We start from the raw sequence: 18,118 nt of genomic DNA, 5'->3' as shown, positions 1-18,118 counted from the left end.
GGCACAGAGAAAGGGCGGGAGACCCGTGACGGCGAGCGATGAGGGCTTCATCGATGTGCGCGGCCTGGAGAAGTCCTTCACGGTCCGCCGCCGCGGCGGCCTCTGGCGGCGCACGGCCGAGCAGGTGCGGGCTGTGGACGGCGTCTCCTTCGCGCTGCGGCGCGGCGAGATGGCCGGGTTCATCGGACCCAACGGCGCCGGGAAGTCCACCACCGTCAAGATGCTCACCGGCATCCTGACCCCCACCGGCGGACGGCTCCGCGTCGCGGGCCTGGACCCGCAGCGGGAGCGCACCCGGCTGGTGCGGCGCATCGGCGTCGTCTTCGGACAGCGCACCACCTTGTGGTGGGACCTGCCGCTGCGCGACTCCTACGGGCTCGTACGCCGCATGTACCGCATCCCGAAGGCCCGCTACGAGGCCAACCTGGAGCGCTGCGTCGAACTGCTGGAACTGGGCGCGCTGCTGGACGTCCCGGTGCGCCAGCTCTCGCTCGGCCAGCGGATGCGCGGCGACATCGCCGCGGCCCTGCTGCACGAACCCGATGTGCTCTACCTGGACGAGCCGACCATCGGCCTCGATGTGGTCAGCAAGGCCAAGGTGCGGGACTTCCTGGTGGACCTGAACGCCGAGCGGGGCACCACGGTGCTGCTGACCACCCACGACCTGAGCGATATCGAGCACCTGTGCAAGCGGGTGGTGGTCATCGACCACGGCCGCCTCATGTACGACGGGGCGCTGGCCGGACTGCACGAGATCGGGCAGAGCCGGCGCACCCTGGTGGTGGATCTCGAACGCGAACTGCCCCCGATCGAGAAAGTGGACGGCGCCCGCACCGTGCGCACGGAAGGCCCCCGCCAGTGGCTCACCTTCCCCGCCTCGGCCAGCGCGGCCCCCTTGGTCGCCCAGATCGCGGCACGCTACCCGCTTGTTGACCTCTCGGTCAGGGAGCCGGACATCGAGGACGTGATCGCCCGGATGTACGGAACCTGAGAACGGCGGCCGGGATCCAGGGGCGGGGGCGAAGCCCCGTCGCCCTGCCCGGCGACGGCCCCGCGGCCGGGGGAGCGAACGGCGGACTCGTCGCCCTGCCCGGGCCGCAGCCTGCCCGGGGCCGAAGGGGTTTCGAAGGGGCGAAGCCCCTTCGTCGTCTCCGGCCGCGACGGCGCCCGGCCACGGCACCAGAGGGCCCGGCCGCATCACCGACAACAGCCACCACACCGCCCGCGCCCAATCCCCAGGCGGGAGCCGTCACAGCTTGGCGGGGCTGGCGCCCTTCAGGGCCGTGAGGTCCATGGCCTGTGCCATCGCGCGGTAGCCGTTGTCGCTCGGGTGCAGGTGGTCGCCCGAGTCGTAGGCCGCGCGCAGCCGCTCGGGGTGCGCCGGGTCGCGCAGGGCCGCGTCGAAGTCGACGACGGCGTCGAAGACCTTGCCCGCGCGGATCTGCTCGTTGACCGCCCGGCGTGTGGCATCCAGGCGCGGGGTGTAGCCCCGGTGGCCGCCGAAGGGCGTGAGCGTCGAGCCGACGACCCGCAGTCCGCGCGCGTGCGCCTGACGTACCAGATCCCGCAGCCCGTTCACGATCTTGTTCGGGTCGCGCTGGCGGGGCGGCTTGAGGATGTCGTTGAGGCCCATCTCGATGACCACGGCCTTCACGCCCGTACGGGAGAGCACGTCGCGGTTCATCCGGGCCAGCCCGCTGGGCCCGTTGTTGGGCGAGAACTTGCTGCCGTCCACCAGCACGCGGTTGCCGCTGACGCCGCCGTTGAGGACGCTCAGCCGGGGCGCGTCCCGTTCGGTGCGCAGCCGCTCGGCCAGGAAGTCGGTCCAGCGGCGGTTGGCGCCGGGGCTTGAGGTGATGCCGTCGGTGATCGAGTCGCCCAGCACGGCGACGGCGCCCTGGGTCTCGCTGCTCCACACATCGACCCCGGTGAGGTAACGCCAGTACGGGCTCTGCTGGTTGAAGGCCGTGCCGGCGGTCTCCTCGGCCCGGTCTCCCTCGGCGACGTAGCTGGTCTGACGCGCGTAGGGGTGGTAGGTGACGGGGCCGGAGGGGCTGGGCGAGTAGGTGGTGACCAGCAGGTCGGCGGCGTGCGGCACGTTGAGCCGGACCGCGTCGCTGGTGACCTCGCCGCCCGCGGGGATGGTGACCGCCGTCTTGTTGCCGAAGGTGAGCCGGCGCATGGTGCCCGCGGCGGCGGTGGGGTTGCTGGGCGCCGCCGCCAGGGCGACCGTCGCGTGCGAGATGGTCAGCGGGCGGTTGCCGAAGAGGTTGGAGAGCTGGATGCGGGCGCCGGTGCCGCCGACCGAGGTGTGCACCACGTTCCGTATCGACATGTTCGTGAAGCCGTCGCGGCTGTTCGGCTCGGCGGCGGCGGGGGAGGCCGACCAGCTGCCGACCCAGTTGCCCGAGGAGGCCGGGGAGGCGTTGTTGCGGGCCTGGGAGGATCCTCCGCCCTGGCCGCTGTCGTTGTCTCCGACCCCGATGAATATCGCGGTCGAGACGAGGACCACGATCGCCGCCAATCCGGCGAGCAGGGCATAACCCATGTTCCTGGTCACGCGCGGTCTGTCTCCTCGTCGAGCTGACGGAGCCCCCGGGCTCCGAATGGTCGGCAGTGCCATGATCCCACGATCGGGGCACGGCCTCCGTCGGGGGCCGCGCGCGGGAAGGGGCGCGTGGTACGCGGTGCCGCGCGGCCACAGCCTGCTGTCGGCGTCACATTCCGAAGCGCCCGAACAGACAGACGCGACAGAGGCGGAGTCCGTTCCACCCACCGCCTCGCGAAGGGGGCGGGGGAGAATGGGTGAGGGACGCTCCGGGTGACATGGGCATTTGGGGCTACGGACCTGGCTGACCTGGCGTTTCGCGCCGGGACTCCTCCGGGGTACGGAGAGTCCTGGCGGTGTCCAGGGGGACGGTGGAAGCGGATGGAACGGACAAACGAGGGTGAGCTGCCCACCCGTGAGGATGCCCACGTGAGGGCGATCACACGCGGAGACGCCGACCCTGACCCGGACTCCGGCGGGATCGGACCAGAGGGGGATCCCGCGTTGGGCCGTCCGGGCGAGGCCCCCGCGTCGGGGCGCCCCGAAGGGGCGCGGGACAGTGTCACGAGCGGCTCCGCCGCGCGGGGCGCGCCCCGCCCAGGGGCACCTCCCCACCCGGAGAGTTTGGGGGAGAACCCGCACCCTGCGAAGCACGGAGAGGGGCACCCCCTGCCCAGCACCAAAAATGAGGGCAGCAAAAAGACGCCGACAGACCCCGGCAAGCTCACCCCGGCCGACGAAGAGCGGCGGCGGGGCGTGCGGCGGATGAAGGGGATCGCCACCGGGGCGCTGCTGCTGATGGCCACCGTTTTCGTGCTGGCCAAGTGGGCGGGCCACACCGGCGCCGGTGGCTGGACGGGGTACGTCGCGGCGGCGGCAGAGGCGGGCATGGTCGGTGCGCTGGCCGACTGGTTCGCGGTCACCGCGCTCTTCCGCCGTCCGATGGGCCTGCCCATCCCGCACACCGCCATCATTCCGACGAAGAAGGACCAACTCGGGCAGAGCCTAGGAGAGTTCGTCGGTGAGAACTTCCTCTCCTCCGACGTGGTGCGCACCCGGCTGCGTGCCGTCGGCATCGGCAACCGGCTCGGCGCCTGGCTGGCCGAGCCCGCGCACGCCGACCGGGTCACCGCCGAGCTGGCCACGGCGCTGCGCGGGGCGCTGACCGTCCTGCGCGACGCGGACGTGCAGGCCATCGTCAGCGAGGCCGTCACCCGCCGTGCCACGGCCCAGGAGGTGGCGCCGGGGCTGGGCACGATGCTGGAGAAGGTCGTCGCGGACGGCGGTCACCGGCGCATCGTCGATCTGGTGTGCGTCCGCGCGGCGGAGTGGCTGGAGCTGCACAGCGACTCGGTGATGGACGCGGTCACCGGCGGGGCGCCCGGCTGGACGCCGAGGTTCGTGGACCGCAAGATCGGCGATCGCGTGTACCGCGAACTGCTGCGCTTCGTCACGGAGATGCGGGACATGCCCGACCACCCCGCGCGCGGCGCCGTCGATCGCTTCTTGTCCGACTTCGCCGCAGATCTCCAGTCCGATCCGGAGACCCGGGCCCGGGTCGAGCGGCTCAAGAACGAGGTCCTGGGCCGGGGCGAGGTGCAGGACCTGATCGCCTCCGCGTGGGGCGCCGTGCGCTCGATGCTGGTGGCCGCCGCCGAGGACGAGCGCAGCGAGCTGCGGGTGCGGGCGCGGACGGCGCTGCTGTCGCTGGGGCAGCGGATGTCCGGGGACGGGCGCCTCCAGGGCAAGGTGGACGGCTGGGTCGAGGGCGCGGCGGTCTATCTGGTGACCACCTACCGCGACGAGATCACCTCGCTGATCTCGGAGACCGTCGCGGGGTGGGACGCGGAGCACACCTCGAAGAAGATCGAGGCCCACATCGGCCGTGACCTCCAGTTCATCCGGATCAACGGCACCGTCGTCGGCGCGCTGGCCGGGCTCGCGATCTACACGGTGGCGCGGCTCTTGGGCGGATAGGCGGGGTCGCGGTGGCGGACCTCGCCGGACGTGGCCGCGACGCAGGCGGAGGCGCACCGCGGCTGCGGCCGGGCGCCTGGTCCGGTGTGTGAACACGGTCTTGTGGTTCTGAACGCCCTCTTGGAGGATCGGCTGATTCGTCTGGAGGGCTGGAGGGAGTACGACGTGAAACTGCTGCGCGTCGGATCGGTGGGAGCTGAACGCCCCGCGCTGCTGGACGAGTCCGGCACCCTGCGCGATCTGTCGGGCCTGGTCCGCGACATCGACGGAGCCCTGCTCGCGGATGCCGCCGCGCTCGACGGCATCCGCGAGGCCGCCGCCGCCGGAACGCTGCCGGAGCTGTCCGCGTCCCGCACCGGGACGGCGGGCACCGGCACCGGAACCGGCGCGGGTGCGGGTGCGGAGAGCCTGCGGATCGGGCCGCCGCTGGCCGGTATCGGCAAGATCGTGTGCATCGGGCTGAACTACCACGATCACGCCCGGGAGACCGGAGCACCCGTACCCGCGGAGCCGATCCTCTTCATGAAGGCCCCCGACACCGTCGTCGGCCCGCACGACACCGTGCTGATCCCGCGCGGCAGCGAGAAGACGGACTGGGAGGTGGAGCTGGCCGTCGTCATCGGGCGCACCGCGCGCTACCTCGGCTCGCACGAGGAGGCGCTGGCCTCGGTGGTGGGCTACGCCCTCGCCAACGACGTGTCCGAGCGCGCCTTCCAGACCGAGCGCGGCGGCCAGTGGGACAAGGGGAAGAACTGCGAGACGTTCAACCCCCTGGGCCCCTGGCTGGTGACCGCCGACGAGGTGCCGGACCCGCAGGCGCTGGCGATGCGCCTGTGGGTCAACGGCGAGCTGCGGCAGGACGGTTCGACCGGTGGCCAGATCTTCCCCGTCGCCGAGGTCGTGCGCTACGTCAGCCAGTTCATGACGCTGTACCCCGGCGATGTGATCAGCACCGGGACCCCCGCCGGAGTGGCCATGGGCATGGCCGAGCCCAAGCCGTATCTGCGCGAGGGCGACGTCGTCGAGCTGGAGATCACGGGCCTGGGCCGGCAACGGCAGGTCATGAAGTCCGCTTGAGCGAGGACCACATGGCAGGTCATGAAGTCGGCGTGCGCGCGGACCACATGACGTCCGCGTGGCCGCCGGTCACGCCTTCCGCGTGAACGAGCGTGCCGTCTCCAGCACCTGAAGGACCGCCGCCGCCTCGTGTGCCGTCACGGGCGGCGGTGTGCCCTCGTGCAGAGCGACGGCCACCGCGTCGTAGAAGGCCGGGTAGTCGCCGTCCAGCGTCGGCACCGTACGCACCTCGTCCAGCGCGCCGAGTGTGCCCCAGGCGAACTCCGGCTCCACACCCCACGGCATGCCCTCGGCGGGCCGGGCCCCCTCGCGCAGCGCGGCCTCCTGCGGGTCGAGCCCGGACTTCACATACGCCGCGCGGCTGCCCAGCACCCGGAAGCGCGGCCCGAGCTGGGCCGCCGTCGCGCTCATCCACAGATGGGAGCGGACGCCGTTGTCATGGGTCAGGGCGATGAAGGTGTCGTCATCGGCCCCGGCGCCCGCCCGGCGCACATCGGACTCGGCGTAGACCGAGGCGGCCGGGCCGAAGAGGGTCAGCGCCTGATCGACCAGGTGGCTGCCCAGGTCGTAGAGCAGCCCGCCCACCTCCGCCGGGTCGCCCGACTCGCGCCAGCCGCCCTTGGGCCGGGGCCGCCAGCGCTCGAAGCGGGACTCGAAGCGGTGCACCTCGCCCAGCGCGTCCTCGGCCAGGAGCGAGCGCAGGGTCAGGAAGTCGTTGTCCCAGCGCCGGTTCTGGAACGGCGCCAGCAGCAGCCCGCGGTCCTCGGCGAGCGCCGCCAGCTCGCGGGCCTCGGCCGCTGTGGGCGCCAGCGGCTTGTCCACGACCACCGGCAGCCCGGCCTCCAACGCGCGGCGGGTCAGCTCGACATGGGTGCGGTTGGGGGTGGCGACGACGACGAGGTCGAGCCGGTCCGCGTCGTCGAACAGCTCGTCGGCGGTGGCGAGGGTGCGGACCTCCCCGGTGCCGGGGCCGCCCGCGGCGCGCGCCCGCTTCTGGCGTTCGGGGTCGGAGGTGACGACCGTATCCAGTGCCAGCCCCGGCGTCGTGGCGATCAGCGGGGCGTGGAAGACCGATCCGGCCAGGCCGTAGCCGAGCAGGCCGACGCGGAGCGGGGTGACGGAGGTGTCCATGCGGTTCATGGGCCCCACCCTGGCAAAGCCCGCGCCCCGGAGCACACATCCGGCCCGCACGGATGGCGGGCGGCCCCTCCGCGCGGTCGGCCTCTCCGCGGGCCATGCGGGTCCTGAGCGGACCGGACGGCTGTCCGCGTGACCGGTGCGGTTGGCCGTCCCGTACGGGCGGGCGGGCCGGCGGCCTGTACCACCATCCGATGGGCCGTCACGTGCGTCCCGTCCGTCCTGTGCGTCCCGTGCGGGGCGGTGGGCCGGTCCGTTCGAGCGGCGCGCCCTGCCGGGTCCGGGCCCCGGCCTCCGCTCCGGCCCCCGTCCGGTCCGGGCGGGGCCCCGGGTCTCCGTCCCCTCCTGCCGGACTCCCGGCCCGCCGACGGCCGGACGGCGCGGCTCCCGGTGCCTTACGGCGTGCGTCCGGGCTGACCCCGCCCTCCCCTGCGGTTACGCTGAACGCGGCGGCCGGTCGTACACCGAGGTACCCCCCGCCGGCCGGACCACCACGAACCTGGCAGGAGCCCGCCCGTGGCAGAGCGCAAGCCCATCGAGTCCTGGCTCACCGACATGGACGGTGTGCTGATGCACGAGGGGATCCCCGTCCCCGGAGCCGACTCCTTCATCAAGCGCCTCAAGGAATCCGGACGCCCGTTCCTGGTGCTCACGAACAATTCGATGTACACCCCCAGGGACCTGCACGCCCGCCTGGCCCGCATCGGGCTGGACGTGCCCACGGAGAACATCTGGACCTCGGCGCTGGCCACGGCGCAGTTCCTGGACGACCAGCGCCCCGGCGGCACCGCCTACGTCATAGGAGAGGCCGGGCTGACGACCGCGCTGCACGACATCGGCTACGTCCTCTCGGACGCCGACCCCGACTACGTCGTCCTCGGTGAGACCCGCACCTACAGCTTCGAGGCGCTGACCAGGGCCATCCGCCTCATCAACGACGGCGCCCGGTTCATCGCCACCAACCCCGACGAGACCGGCCCCTCCGCCGAGGGCGCACTGCCCGCCACCGGCTCCGTCGCGGCGCTCATCACCAAGGCCACCGGCCAGCACCCCTATTTCGTGGGCAAGCCCAACCCGCTGATGATGCGCGCCGGCCTCAACGCGATCGGCGCGCACTCGGAGACCAGCGCCATGATCGGCGACCGGATGGACACCGACGTCCGCGCGGGCATGGAGGCGGGTCTGGAGACCTTCCTCGTCCTCACCGGCCTGACCAGGCCCGACGAGATCGAGCGGTACCCGTACCGGGCCTCCAGCGTCGTCGACTCCATCGCCGACCTGGTCGACAAGGTCTGAGCCGTACCGGATCCGGGGCCCGCCCGGCCGATGCCGGGCGGGCCCCCGGTCACAGGTCTGCCGTGGCCCTGGATCCGGCGCCCGTGCCCCTGCCCGGACGGATGCTGCCCGCCAGTCGGGTACTGAGCAGCGCGAAGAGCGCGCCCAGCGCCGCCCACAGGACCGCGTGCGCCGCGAGGGAGAGCACCCGGAAGTCCCACAGCAAGGTGGCGGAGACCGGTACCGCGTCGGGGTTGTCCGGGAGCAGGAAGAGCGCGGCGAGGGTGGCCACCACGGCGGCTGCCGCCGCCGACTGCCGCGCGGGCAGACCGTGTCCGGCGCGGCCGAGCCGCAGATGGAGCTGGCGTGCGAGCACCAGCCCCAGCACGCCGATCACCAGCGCGGCCACCCACAGCCCCTGCCGTTCGGTGACGGTGCCGCTGTCCCCGACGCCCGGCGGGTTGGCCGGGTAGCGCAGTCCGGGTAGCAGCGAGAGCGCGAGGAAACCGGCCCCGGCCAGCCCGAGGCCGCGCTGCCAGGCACGGCCGTCGTCCATGGGGGCGGTGCGGTGGACCAGCACGTAGGCGAGGGTGAAGAAGACACCGATGGCCAGGCCCACCACCACCGCGGTCACCACGAGACCGAAGTGCTGGGTGCCCCGGGTGAAGACCTCCTCGGCCTCGGCGGCGTGGGAGTGTCCCGCGTGTCCAGTGGGCCCCGCGTGCGCGGCGGCCGAGCGCTTCTCCTCCAGCCGGATCGCCCGGTCCATCAAGGGCTCGGCCAGCAGCAGCGAGAAGAGCCCGGAGGCCAGCCCGGCGAGCCCGCCGGCGCCCAGCCCTCGGCCGAGCAGGGGCAGCAGCGGGTAGGGAGTTGTCTCAGCGGAGACGGACATGTGTGCGCGCCCCGATCAGTGGCAGGGGGCGCCGAAGAGGTGGCGTCCGTCGTGCGAGAACTCGTGCAGGTAGTTGCCGGTGGCCGAGACGAGGTTGCCGTTGTCGACGAAGACGGCGTAGAGCGCGATCAGTGCCACGATCGCCGCCGCCGCGACGATCAGCCAGTCTCGCGTCCTGACCGTCGCGGAGTGGACGGCCGCCGGGTCGGCGGTGCCCGCTCCCGAGGCCGCCGTGGGTGTGCTGTGCGCGATGTGCGGGGACATTCGCCTGCCTCCTCCTGGGGTTTCCACGCCCCGTTGGCGGAGAAGCGACGGGTCAGTTCCTGACTCCCGTACGCGGCGCACGCGTACGGACACAGTGGCGGGACCGTCCCGGATTCGCACCGGCTTCCTGCGCACCGTCGCCTCGGTATGGAAATGTACTGCTCGGAGCGTTGCAGCCTGACATGTGCACTGTCAACAAGGCATCCGGCGCGCAGCGTTGTCCCACAGCCGCGCCCCGGCGCCCCCGCAGAGGCGGGACCAGCGCCCGTAACAGCTCTTCGACAGCTTCCGTGCCGTGAAAAACCGTGTGACACGATAGAGCGACGATTTGTCCATGGGGGCCGGGACGTTCCCGGGAGTTCGGCCAAAGGGGAGTGGATGTACGGCAGTTACGACCGTCGGCTGCCGCGCGCGGCCCGCGCCCGGCGCATCGCGTCCGTCGCGGCGGTGGGGGCGACGCTGCTGCTCGCCGGGTGTTCCTCGTCCTCGGACGACAACTCCGGCGGCGGTTCCGGAGGCGGCTCCGCCATCGGGCAGCGCCCCAAGTCAGAGTCCCCGTACTGGGTCAACCCCTCGGGAAGCGCCGCCAAGCAGGTCAGCGCGTACGAACGGGACGGCAGGAGCGGCGACGCCAAGCTCATAAAGAAGATCGCGAGCCGGCCGGTCGCCGACTGGATCACCCGCCCCGAGCCCCGCGCCGAGGTCGAACGGCTGACCAAGTCGGCCGACAAGGCCGACCGCAGCGCGCTGCTCGTCCTCTACAACCTTCCGCACCGCGACTGCGGCCAGTACAGCCAAGGCGGCGCCAAGAGCGCCGACACGTACCGCGCGTGGCTCGACAACATCGTGAAGGGCATCGGCGACCGCTCCGCCACGGTGGTGGTCGAACCGGACGCCATCCCGCACCTGCTGGCCGAGGGCTGCACCCCGCAGGAGTTCCACGAGGAGCGCTACCAGCTGCTGAACGAGGCCGTCAGCAAGCTCAAGCAGCTCCCGGGAACCAAGGTCTACCTCGACGGGGGCAACCCCGACTGGGTACGCGACCCCGGCGGCCTGGTCGAGCCCCTGAACCGCGCGGGCATCGCCAAGGCCGACGGCTTCGCGCTGAACGTCTCCAACTACCAGACCACAGCCTCCAACCGCGCCTACGGCAACAAGGTCTCCCCGATGGTCGGCAACAAGCCGTTCGTCATCGACACCAGCCGCAACGGCAACGGCCCCGTCGAGGGCACCGGCGACGAACAGACCTGGTGCAACCCCCCGGGCCGCGCCCTGGGCGAGACCCCCACCACGAAGACGGGCGACAAGCGGGTGGACGCCTACCTGTGGATCAAGCGGCCCGGCGAGTCGGACGGCGAATGCAAGGGCGGCCCGAAGGCGGGCCAGTGGTGGCCCAAGTACGCGCTGGGGCTGGCCCGCAACGCGGAGCGCTACTGATCTTTTCGTAAGTTAGGTGGGTGTGGTGGCCTCGTGGGTGGGAGGCTGTCGGGGTGGCTTATCGACCGTCGCCCTCTGCGGCGGGTTCTTCTCTTCCTCCTTTGTCCCGGCCGCAGTTGGCGGAGGCACGTCGTGTTCGGGCGGTCGAGTTGTTCGAGCAGGGTGTCTCGAATGCGGAGATCGCGCGGGCGGTGGGGGTGTGTGCCGAGAGCGTGCGGCGGTGGCGCCGGGTGTGGGAGACAGGCGGTGTGTCGGCCCTGCGCCGGCGTGCGGCCACCGGTCGTCCGCCCAAGCTGGACGACGCCCAGGTCGAGGCTGTTCGGGCCGCGTTGATACGAGGAGCCCAAGCTCATGGTTTCGAGGCCGGCCTGTGGACCCTGGAGCGAGTCGGAGAGGTCGTCACCCGGGTGACGGGGATGGTGCTGTCGCGGGCGTCGGTGTGGCGGGCCCGGACCGCCGAACAGGACTGGCTCACCCTGGAGCGATTACCCGCCTACGCTCCCGAACTGAATCCGGTGGAGCTGTTGTGGTCCTCTCTCAAGAAGCGTGAACTCGCCAACCTCGCCGATGTCACCGACGCCACCGAGCAAGGCATCCACCGCATCAACGCCAACCCCCGACTGCCATGGTCATTCCTCGCCCACACCGGCCTGACCATCCACCCACCACATCCACCGAACTTACGAAAAGATCAGTAGTGCGTTTGGTTTGGGTCATCTGGACGGTGGTCCGGGTATGCCGTTGGCGGACGCGCAGTGAGCGCGGATCGGGCCGCTACTCCCAGACCGGACGCCGAGGCGAGGCGGCCGGTGGCGGGACCACCGGCAGGTGATCGACGCGATCGCCTTCAAGGTCCAGACCGGATCACGGTGGGTTCACTTGCCCGAGAGATGCGGCAACTGGCGAGGCGTCTACAACCGATTACGGATGTGGGCCCTCGACGGCGCACCTGGAAGCGGGTGTTCACCGCACTGATGGCGCAAGCCGGCGCGGACGAGGACCTGAACTGGGCGGTCTTCACGTCGCTGGCATCTTTTTCCGGTCTGCCCGATGAGCACCTTCATCCTCAGACGTGACTGTGCACATTGATGACACTCCCGTCGGGTGCTTGGACAAAGAAGCGCCGGATCCCCCAGGGCTCCGTGGTCAAGGGATAGACCACCTGGTATCCACGGCGCTCGGCTGCGGTGTACGCGGCATCAACATCTTCGACTTCGACGGCCAGTCTCGATTGGGACGTATGAGGGTCCCATGGGTCTGCGGCAGGGGATACGACGGTCATCTGCGCCGTCGGATTATCCGGCGAGGCCAACATCAAGAAGCCGGGCTCGTCCATGCGCACGTCCATACCCAGGAAATCGCTGTAGAAGCTCCGGCTCTCCTCGATGTCTTGGGCCGCGACATTGGGCATGATTCGGCGAATTGTCATGCGCGCACTGTAGCTGAGGGCCGCTCCGACGATTTGATCCAAACGACAGGCCCTGCCCTGGCTGAGGGGGTCGGTGGCCTGGGCAGTATGCCCAGGGACCGTAGCGCGGCCTCCAAAGCCAGGGGTGGACTGATTCAGGCTGCCCCCCGGGGCACCGCGCCTGGCCAGGGATCAGTTGTCCGGGTTCACCTTCGGGTCGCCCGCTGTCACCGTCGTGTGCTGGGCTGTCGGGTCCACGTTGACCTTGAGCCACTTGGCCTTGGACGGGATGCCGTTCTTGTCGATGCCGTAGACCATCCACCAGCCGGGGGTCACCAGCGAGGGGTCGTCGGGGATGGTGGTGCGCAGGGTGCCGTCGGCGGACTTGCTCATCTTCAGGGCGACGGAGGACTGTTCGACGTTGGTCACGTGGGTGAAGGACCCGGGGCGTACCAGCCGCAGTTTCTTCAGTTTCGCCGCGTCCGTGCTCTTGAAGGACACGCTGTCGCCCAGCGACAGTGTCTTGCGGCTCTTGCCGACGTCCTGGAGGTCGGGCTGCTTTTTGCCCTTGTTGAGGTAGGGCGGGGTGTAGATCTCGATGCGCTGGTCGAACTGGCCGGGCTTGGTGTTGGCCTTGTCGGAGTAGAGCGAGTCCGAGCCGAAGGTCATCACGCGGCCGTCGGGCAGCAGCAGGCCGCCGGAGTGGTAGTTGCGGCCGACCAGGGGGGCCGCGGCCTCGGCGAAGGTGTTCTTCTTGGGGTCGTAGATCCCGGCCTTGAGTACGTTGCTGTCGCTCTTGCCCCGGTACTGGCCCGAGCCGTTGGTCGTCAGCACGGTGTCGTTCGGCAGGATGACGGAGCTGGGGTAGCGGACCTTGTCGTAGAGCCTGGGGCCGTCCTGGAAGCTCGGGTTGCTGGTACTCAGGTCAACGATGCGGGTCTTGTCGGTGGTCTTGTCGGACTCGCCGACCCCGCCGCCGCCCTCGACCATGTACTTGCGCGACTGCGTGGGCGGCAGCGGCACGGACATGGAGGTCTCCAGGGTGTCCGGGTCGCTCATGCCGGGGATCTTGGTGAACCGGTTGGTCTCCAGGTCCCAGACGCCGGGGATACGCCCCCTGTTGTCGGGGCCGTAGCCGGCGGTGGTGCCGCTGAAGAAGATCCGGTTCTGGCCGATCAGATGCAGTCCCGGATAGGTCGGGAAGAAGCGCGTCTTGGGCAGGTAGTGCCACTTCTTGGTGTCCGGGTTGTAGATCTCGTTCTTGCCCGGCACGACCTGGCCGATGTCGTCGAGTCCGGAGACGGTGAGCACCCTGCCGTCCTGGAGGGTGACCTGGGTGGGGTACCAGCGGGCCTCGTGCATCGGATCGACGGTGATGTAGCGCTCGGCCACCGGGTCGAACTCGTAGGCGTCCTTGATGCCCTGGAAGTCCTTCTTGTCGAAGGACATCTTCTGCGCGATGCCGTAGATGTTCCGCTTCTCGGCGCCTTGCAGCCCGCTGACCCGGTACTTGTCCTGGGAGCCCGTGGAGAACTCGCGGCCCTTGTGCGACGCCTCGGCGTAGACGCGGGCCAAGCTGGCCTCCACATGGACGCGGCCCATGGCGTCGGCCTTCTTCTTCGCGCGAGGAATGATCACGTCGTTCTGCGCGACGAAGGTCTTGCCGTTCTCCCGGCCGGTGAAGCGGGTGCCCTTCTTGATGGTCTTGGCCCGGTCGGGGTTCTCGTTGTAGAGGAACATCAGCCCGCCGGCCTTCTTCACATCGCCCTTGAGCGTCTCGTAACGCTGGGTGCCGCCCGCGACCAGCAGCTTTCCGTCGGGGAGCTGGTTGTGCCCGGAGCAGAAGAGGTCGTTGGGGGTGGGGATGTTCTTGAAGGAGTTCTTGACCGGATCCCACAGGACGGTACGGAAGGTCTTCGCGTCGAAGTTCTTGGCGTTGTTGCCGGAGCCCGCGACGAGCAGCACCTTGCCGGTGTTGAGCAGGGCCGCGTGGATCGTGTTGATCCGGTACTTCTCGGGGATGTCGACGATCTGCCAGTGGCCCTTCTCGGCCTTGTACTCCGGCTGGTTGATCTTGTACTCGTGGTACTGCGACGAGGCGAAGCCGTACAGCGCCGGCCCGTTGAATCCGGCGATCACGAGTACGACCGCCGTGCCGATGGCTATGCGCCTGGCCCGGCGGCTCGGTCGGTACTTCATTTCTTACGTCCCCCAAGGGCGATCTGCTTGGTCTCGTCGGGCGAGCCGGGCCTGCCGACGGCGCGGCCCTGCGCGGGCGGGCCCTGCGCGGGCGCGGGTGTCACGGGAAGCTGGGCCGTGGCCGCCGCCTCGTCGCCGTGGACGTCGTAGCCGGAGCCGCCGGAGCCGCCGGAGCCGCCGGAGCCGCCGGGGGTGGCGGACTGGGGGGCCTGTCCGGAACCGTGCCGGTGTTTCGTTCCCTGCTTGCGCTTCTTCTTCTCCGCGCGGACGGTGAAGCGCCACCCGATGATCGGCGCCGCCGTGATCAGCAGCGCGAGCGCGGCCCAGGTGAGCATCGCGGGGTGGTCGTGGCCCAGGTAGAGCGAGCCCACGAACGAGCCGCCGAAGATCAGGATGAAGAACAGGTGCACCCGGAAGGTGCCGAAGAGCGTGTCGGGGCTGGCCGAGTCGCCCTTGGGGGTCACCACGAACTTGCTCTTGCGCCGCAGCAGGGTGTCGAACAGGGAGCGGGCGTAGATCGGCGCGGACAGCGCGGACATCAGCATGCCGGCCAGGCCGCCGGAGCCTTCGGGCTCGTGCGGGGAGACGTTGTGCCGCCGGTTCCAGATGTAGAGGCCGATCTGGAGGGCCGTGGCGTTGCCGTACAGCGCCATCCACACGGTCGGGTCGATCTGCACGCCGGAGGCGCCCATGCCCAGGAAGAGGGCGCAGGAGAGGGCGGCGAGGATCCAGTTGAGCGCCGAGATCGGGTAGAAGATCATCAGCATCGTGTAGTTGAAGAGCTTCCCGAACGGCATGGTGCCCAGGCCGCGCCAGTACTGCTTGAGGATCGTCTCGTAGGTGCCGCGCGACCAGCGCAGCTGCTGGGTGAAGAAGTCCGTCCAGGCGTTGGGGCCTTCGCCGACGGCGAGCACGTCGGGGGTGTAGACCGAGCGCCACTTGTTGCCGGTGGCCGGGTTCTTGTGGCGGTGCATCTCGAAGCCGGTGGCCATGTCCTCCGTGATGGAGTCGTAGAGGCCGCCGATGGCCTTGAGGGCCGTGATGCGTACGGCGTTGCTGGTGCCGACGAACATCGGCGCGTCGTAGCGGTTGCCCGCGCGCTGGATGAGCGCGTGGAAGAGGAACTGCTGGCTCTCGGCCGCCTTGGTGACGAAGTTGTCGTAGTTGCCGTAGACCTGGGGGCCGATGACGAAGCCGACGTCCGGGTCGCGGAAGTATCCGAGCATCCGCTCCAGGTAGTTGGGCAGCGGGACGTGGTCGGTATCGACGCCCGCGAAGAAGTCGTAGTCGTCGCCGTGCGCGTCCAGCCAGGCGTTGTAGTTGCCGTGCTTGGTCTTGGCGCGGAAGGCGCCCTTGGCGGTGTTCCACTCCGGGACGCCCTTGCGGGAGAAGTGGTGTACGCCCAGGCGCAGGCACACGTCCTTGACCTCGGGATCGTCACCCTCGTCCAGCAGCCACACGTGCATGGTGCCCCGGTGCCGGACCCGGACGGCCGCCTCCAGGGTCTTGGTGACCATCTCGATCGGCTCCTTGCCGGGCACGAACGAGGTGAGGAAGGCGACGCGGGTGCCGGACTCGGGCACCACGGGTATCGGGTCGCGCGCGACCAGCGTGGCGTGCGCGTTGGAGACGACGTTCATCGTGCGGAACAGCTCGATCAGGCCGATGGAGACCAGCATGACGATGTCGAGCTGGAGCACCAGGTCGGAGACCTCGCCCTTGTCGCGGTGGGTCCAGTGCTGGGGCTGCATCAGCCACACGAGAAGCCCCGCCGACAGCAGCGGGGCGAGGCACAGGAGGAAGGCGGCGCGTATGCGGTGCGGTTCGTCGGCCAGCAGGCTGCGGTATCTGACGCGGTAGGGCTTGCCGGGGTCGGGCTGGTTCAGGGGCCCCGCCAGCCTGCTGTAGTGCTCGTAGTCGTAGCGGGGCAGGGCCTTGCGGGTCCAGCGGATGCCGCGCCCGGAGGTGCCGCCCGCTCTGCGCTGTCCCGGGATCCGCAGCTGCGTCGTCCGGCTGGAGTCCTGGCCGGCCTCCGGCGGTTGGGGGCCGGTTGGCGGCGTGGTCATCAGTACATCCCCCCACACGCGGCGCACCGCGTGTTCTCGTGCTGGCCCGCGTCCTCGGCCCCCTAGACGCTGGCGCGGCGTGGTTCGGCCGCTGGGTGCTGAGACAGCGACGGGCCGACTTCCGGTTCCATGGCGGCGGTCACGCTTCACCACGCTGCCTCCCCCCGGCGCGTGGTGCGGGATGCTCTGCCGCCCTGGCCCCCTCACCTGGGCGTCTACGCGGTTTTGTGGAGCGGTGACCCTACGTCAGGCTCCCGGACTCGCCGCTTGAACGCAAGGGCGGTAGCGGGCGGTTAAGCGCCATTATGGCGATATGGGCGTGACCGATGTGACGGATGCGTCATCGAAATATGGCTGCGACGTGCGTATTTGAGCCAGTCCGGCCGCACCTTCGGCCGTCTCTTGTCCGTACTCTGCCTGCCCTCTGCCTCGCTCCGGGCCCGCCCCTCGCTCACGCCCCGCTCATCCCGCGCCCACGCCGCCGGATCCGGCCGGCCGGACGAACTCGACCGCGTACGGGCCCGGACCGGCGTCCGTGGCGAAGGCCAGCAGCCGCTCGCCCTCCTCGGCCAGCGAGCGTTCCTCCTCGTCGGTGAGGCGGCCGAAGGGCGTCAGGGTGAGGGTGGCGGCCCGGCGCCGGGTGTCGGCCTTCCAGGTGCCGCGCACCCGGCCGTCCAGCAGGAAAGTGCCGGGCACCTGGCCGTTCCTGGTGGCCAGCGAGCGGCGCACGGTGTCGTCCATGAGGCGGGAGCGGTCGGCGTGGGAGAGGACGAGATTGTCGTACTCCGCCAGGAAGCGGGCGGGCAGCGGCAGTTCGGGGTCCGGGCGCGGTGCGTCGGGCAGGTCGAACAGCTCGCGGCCCTCCTCGTCGGCGAAGACCCGCAGCTGGGGCCGCAGCCGCTCCAGCACCTCCGCCAGCCGGGTCAGGCCCGACCAGGTCTGCGCGTCCCGCGCGGAGGCGGGCCCGAAGGCGCCCAGGTAGCGCAGCACCATCGTCTCCACGCAGGGCTCGGCGGCCGGGGGAGCGCCCAGCCACCTCTCCAGGGTCTCCAGCGCGGGCGGGCCCGAGCGGTCCCACAGCCCGCGCGGCGGCACCTGCACCAGCGGCAGCAGGTAGCGCGCCGCCATCGACAGGGCGCGCGCCTCCAGGTGGGGCCGGCGCTCCTGGAGCAGGGCACCCAGCTCGCTGCCGGTGAGCGGGCCCCCGGCCAGCAGTTCGCGGGCGGTCTGGGCGATCTGCCCGAGGTCCTCGCCGGCCAGTGCCCTGCCGTAGTTGGTGCGCAGGGCGCTCTCGTGGATGCGCTGGGTGAGGGGGCGCAGCTGACGGGCGTCGCGGTCGCTGACCAGGTGGACCGTGCCGCGCATGACGCTGATACGGACCAGCTCGCGCTCCGCCAGCTGCCGGGACAGCTCGTACGGGTCGAAGTCCGCCAGCCGCGTCCACAGGGCGAAGTAGGGCGGCTTGGGCGCCTGGGCCTGGATCCCGACGAGGTGTTCGACCGCCGCTCGTACGGGCATCCGGGCGCGCTCGATGAGGAGTTGACGGGCGAGCAGGGCCCGGGACAGCGCGGGCCGGGTGAGTCGGGTGAGTCGGGTGGGGTGCGCGGAGGACATGGCAGGAGTCTCGCCGATGCCCGGGCCGCCTGCTACGGACACGGCCGCGAGGCGCGGGGGCGGTGACCGGTCAGGTGGTGACGTGGAGAACCGTCACCGGTCAAGGTGGTGACGTGGAGATCCGTCACCGGTCAAGGCGGTGACGTGGAGAACCGTCACCGGTCAAGGTGGTGACGCTGAGATCCGTCACCGGTCAAGGCGGTGACGCTGAGATCCGTCACCGG

General features: G+C 70.6%; 15 protein-coding genes and 1 riboswitch. Of the genes, 7 read left to right on the top strand and 8 right to left on the bottom strand.

The features are described from left to right. Positions 1–25: 25 nt before the first annotated feature. On the top strand, positions 26–991 hold the full coding sequence (locus tag ABD339_RS15775; RefSeq protein ID WP_344566436.1) for an ABC transporter ATP-binding protein: 966 nt from the start codon (positions 26–28) through the stop codon (positions 989–991). 258 nt (positions 992–1,249) lie between these two features. Here the strand turns inward: ABD339_RS15775 and ABD339_RS15770 are convergent, their stop codons facing one another. Beyond that, on the bottom strand, positions 1,250–2,548 hold the full coding sequence (locus ABD339_RS15770; protein WP_344566672.1) for an SGNH/GDSL hydrolase family protein: 1,299 nt from the start codon (positions 2,546–2,548) through the stop codon (positions 1,250–1,252). Between the two features lie 669 nt (positions 2,549–3,217). Between ABD339_RS15770 and ABD339_RS15765 the strand changes: the two genes are divergently transcribed. Together ABD339_RS15765 and ABD339_RS15760 are read left to right on the top strand one after the other, a co-directional pair. Then, positions 3,218–4,525 (top strand): DUF445 domain-containing protein, encoded by a 1,308-nt coding sequence (locus ABD339_RS15765; protein WP_344566671.1) that lies wholly within the window; start codon positions 3,218–3,220, stop codon positions 4,523–4,525. 165 nt (positions 4,526–4,690) lie between these two features. Next, positions 4,691–5,602 (top strand): fumarylacetoacetate hydrolase family protein, encoded by a 912-nt coding sequence (locus ABD339_RS15760; RefSeq protein WP_344566435.1) that lies wholly within the window; start codon positions 4,691–4,693, stop codon positions 5,600–5,602. Between the two features lie 69 nt (positions 5,603–5,671). On the opposite strand, the gene ABD339_RS15755 is transcribed toward ABD339_RS15760, so the two are convergent. Continuing rightward, a complete protein-coding gene (locus ABD339_RS15755; protein ID WP_344566433.1) occupies positions 5,672–6,742 on the bottom strand; it encodes a Gfo/Idh/MocA family protein in 1,071 nt (356 codons plus the stop codon). A 513-nt stretch (positions 6,743–7,255) separates the two neighbouring features. Between ABD339_RS15755 and ABD339_RS15750 the strand changes: the two genes are divergently transcribed. Beyond that, positions 7,256–8,035, top strand: coding sequence for an HAD-IIA family hydrolase (locus ABD339_RS15750; RefSeq protein ID WP_344566428.1), 780 nt, complete (start codon positions 7,256–7,258; stop codon positions 8,033–8,035). A 49-nt stretch (positions 8,036–8,084) separates the two neighbouring features. Here ABD339_RS15750 and ABD339_RS15745 read toward each other — a convergent pair whose 3' ends face one another. Together ABD339_RS15745 and ABD339_RS15740 are read right to left on the bottom strand one after the other, a co-directional pair. Next, positions 8,085–8,906, bottom strand: a complete 822-nt coding sequence (locus tag ABD339_RS15745) for a CbtA family protein (protein WP_344566426.1) — start codon at positions 8,904–8,906, stop codon at positions 8,085–8,087. Between the two features lie 15 nt (positions 8,907–8,921). Beyond that, positions 8,922–9,170 (bottom strand): hypothetical protein, encoded by a 249-nt coding sequence (locus tag ABD339_RS15740; protein ID WP_344566424.1) that lies wholly within the window; start codon positions 9,168–9,170, stop codon positions 8,922–8,924. A gap of 32 nt (positions 9,171–9,202) precedes the next feature. Beyond that, positions 9,203–9,324: riboswitch (cobalamin riboswitch) on the bottom strand. 224 nt (positions 9,325–9,548) lie between these two features. Between ABD339_RS15740 and ABD339_RS15735 the strand changes: the two genes are divergently transcribed. The 3 genes from ABD339_RS15735 (at position 9,549) to ABD339_RS33820 (ending at position 11,582) form a co-directional block, all read left to right on the top strand. Continuing rightward, positions 9,549–10,607: a glycoside hydrolase family 6 protein gene (locus ABD339_RS15735; protein ID WP_344566422.1), complete on the top strand. Its 1,059-nt coding sequence runs from the start codon at positions 9,549–9,551 to the stop codon at positions 10,605–10,607. Positions 10,608–10,627: 20 nt separating this feature from the next. Beyond that, positions 10,628–11,305, top strand: a complete 678-nt coding sequence (locus ABD339_RS15730; RefSeq protein ID WP_425575998.1) for a helix-turn-helix domain-containing protein — start codon at positions 10,628–10,630, stop codon at positions 11,303–11,305. 67 nt (positions 11,306–11,372) lie between these two features. Then, entirely contained in the window at positions 11,373–11,582 is a 210-nt protein-coding gene (locus ABD339_RS33820) for a transposase (RefSeq protein WP_425576006.1), read from the top strand. Between the two features lie 91 nt (positions 11,583–11,673). Here the strand turns inward: ABD339_RS33820 and ABD339_RS15725 are convergent, their stop codons facing one another. The 4 genes from ABD339_RS15725 to ABD339_RS15710 form a co-directional block, all read right to left on the bottom strand. Beyond that, on the bottom strand, positions 11,674–12,036 hold the full coding sequence (locus tag ABD339_RS15725; protein ID WP_344566418.1) for a VOC family protein: 363 nt from the start codon (positions 12,034–12,036) through the stop codon (positions 11,674–11,676). Between the two features lie 171 nt (positions 12,037–12,207). After that, positions 12,208–14,214 carry a radical copper oxidase GlxA gene (gene glxA, locus ABD339_RS15720; RefSeq protein ID WP_344566416.1) on the bottom strand — a complete coding sequence of 669 codons (2,007 nt, stop codon included), beginning with the start codon at positions 14,212–14,214 and terminating at the stop codon, positions 12,208–12,210. After that, complete coding sequence (locus ABD339_RS15715) at positions 14,211–16,280, bottom strand: glycosyltransferase family 2 protein (RefSeq protein ID WP_344566414.1); 2,070 nt, start codon at positions 16,278–16,280, stop codon at positions 14,211–14,213. Before ABD339_RS15715 ends, glxA begins: the two co-directional genes overlap by 4 nt. Positions 16,281–16,742: 462 nt before the next feature. After that, positions 16,743–17,894, bottom strand: a complete 1,152-nt coding sequence (locus ABD339_RS15710) for a winged helix DNA-binding domain-containing protein (RefSeq protein ID WP_344566412.1) — start codon at positions 17,892–17,894, stop codon at positions 16,743–16,745. Positions 17,895–18,118: the final 224 nt, after the last annotated feature.

The organism is Streptomyces axinellae, from assembly GCF_039532135.1.
Lineage (GTDB): Bacteria > Actinomycetota > Actinomycetes > Streptomycetales > Streptomycetaceae > Streptomyces > Streptomyces axinellae.
The sequence above is the reverse complement of the archived record's forward strand: the minus strand, read 5'-3'. Positions and strand labels throughout refer to the sequence as shown.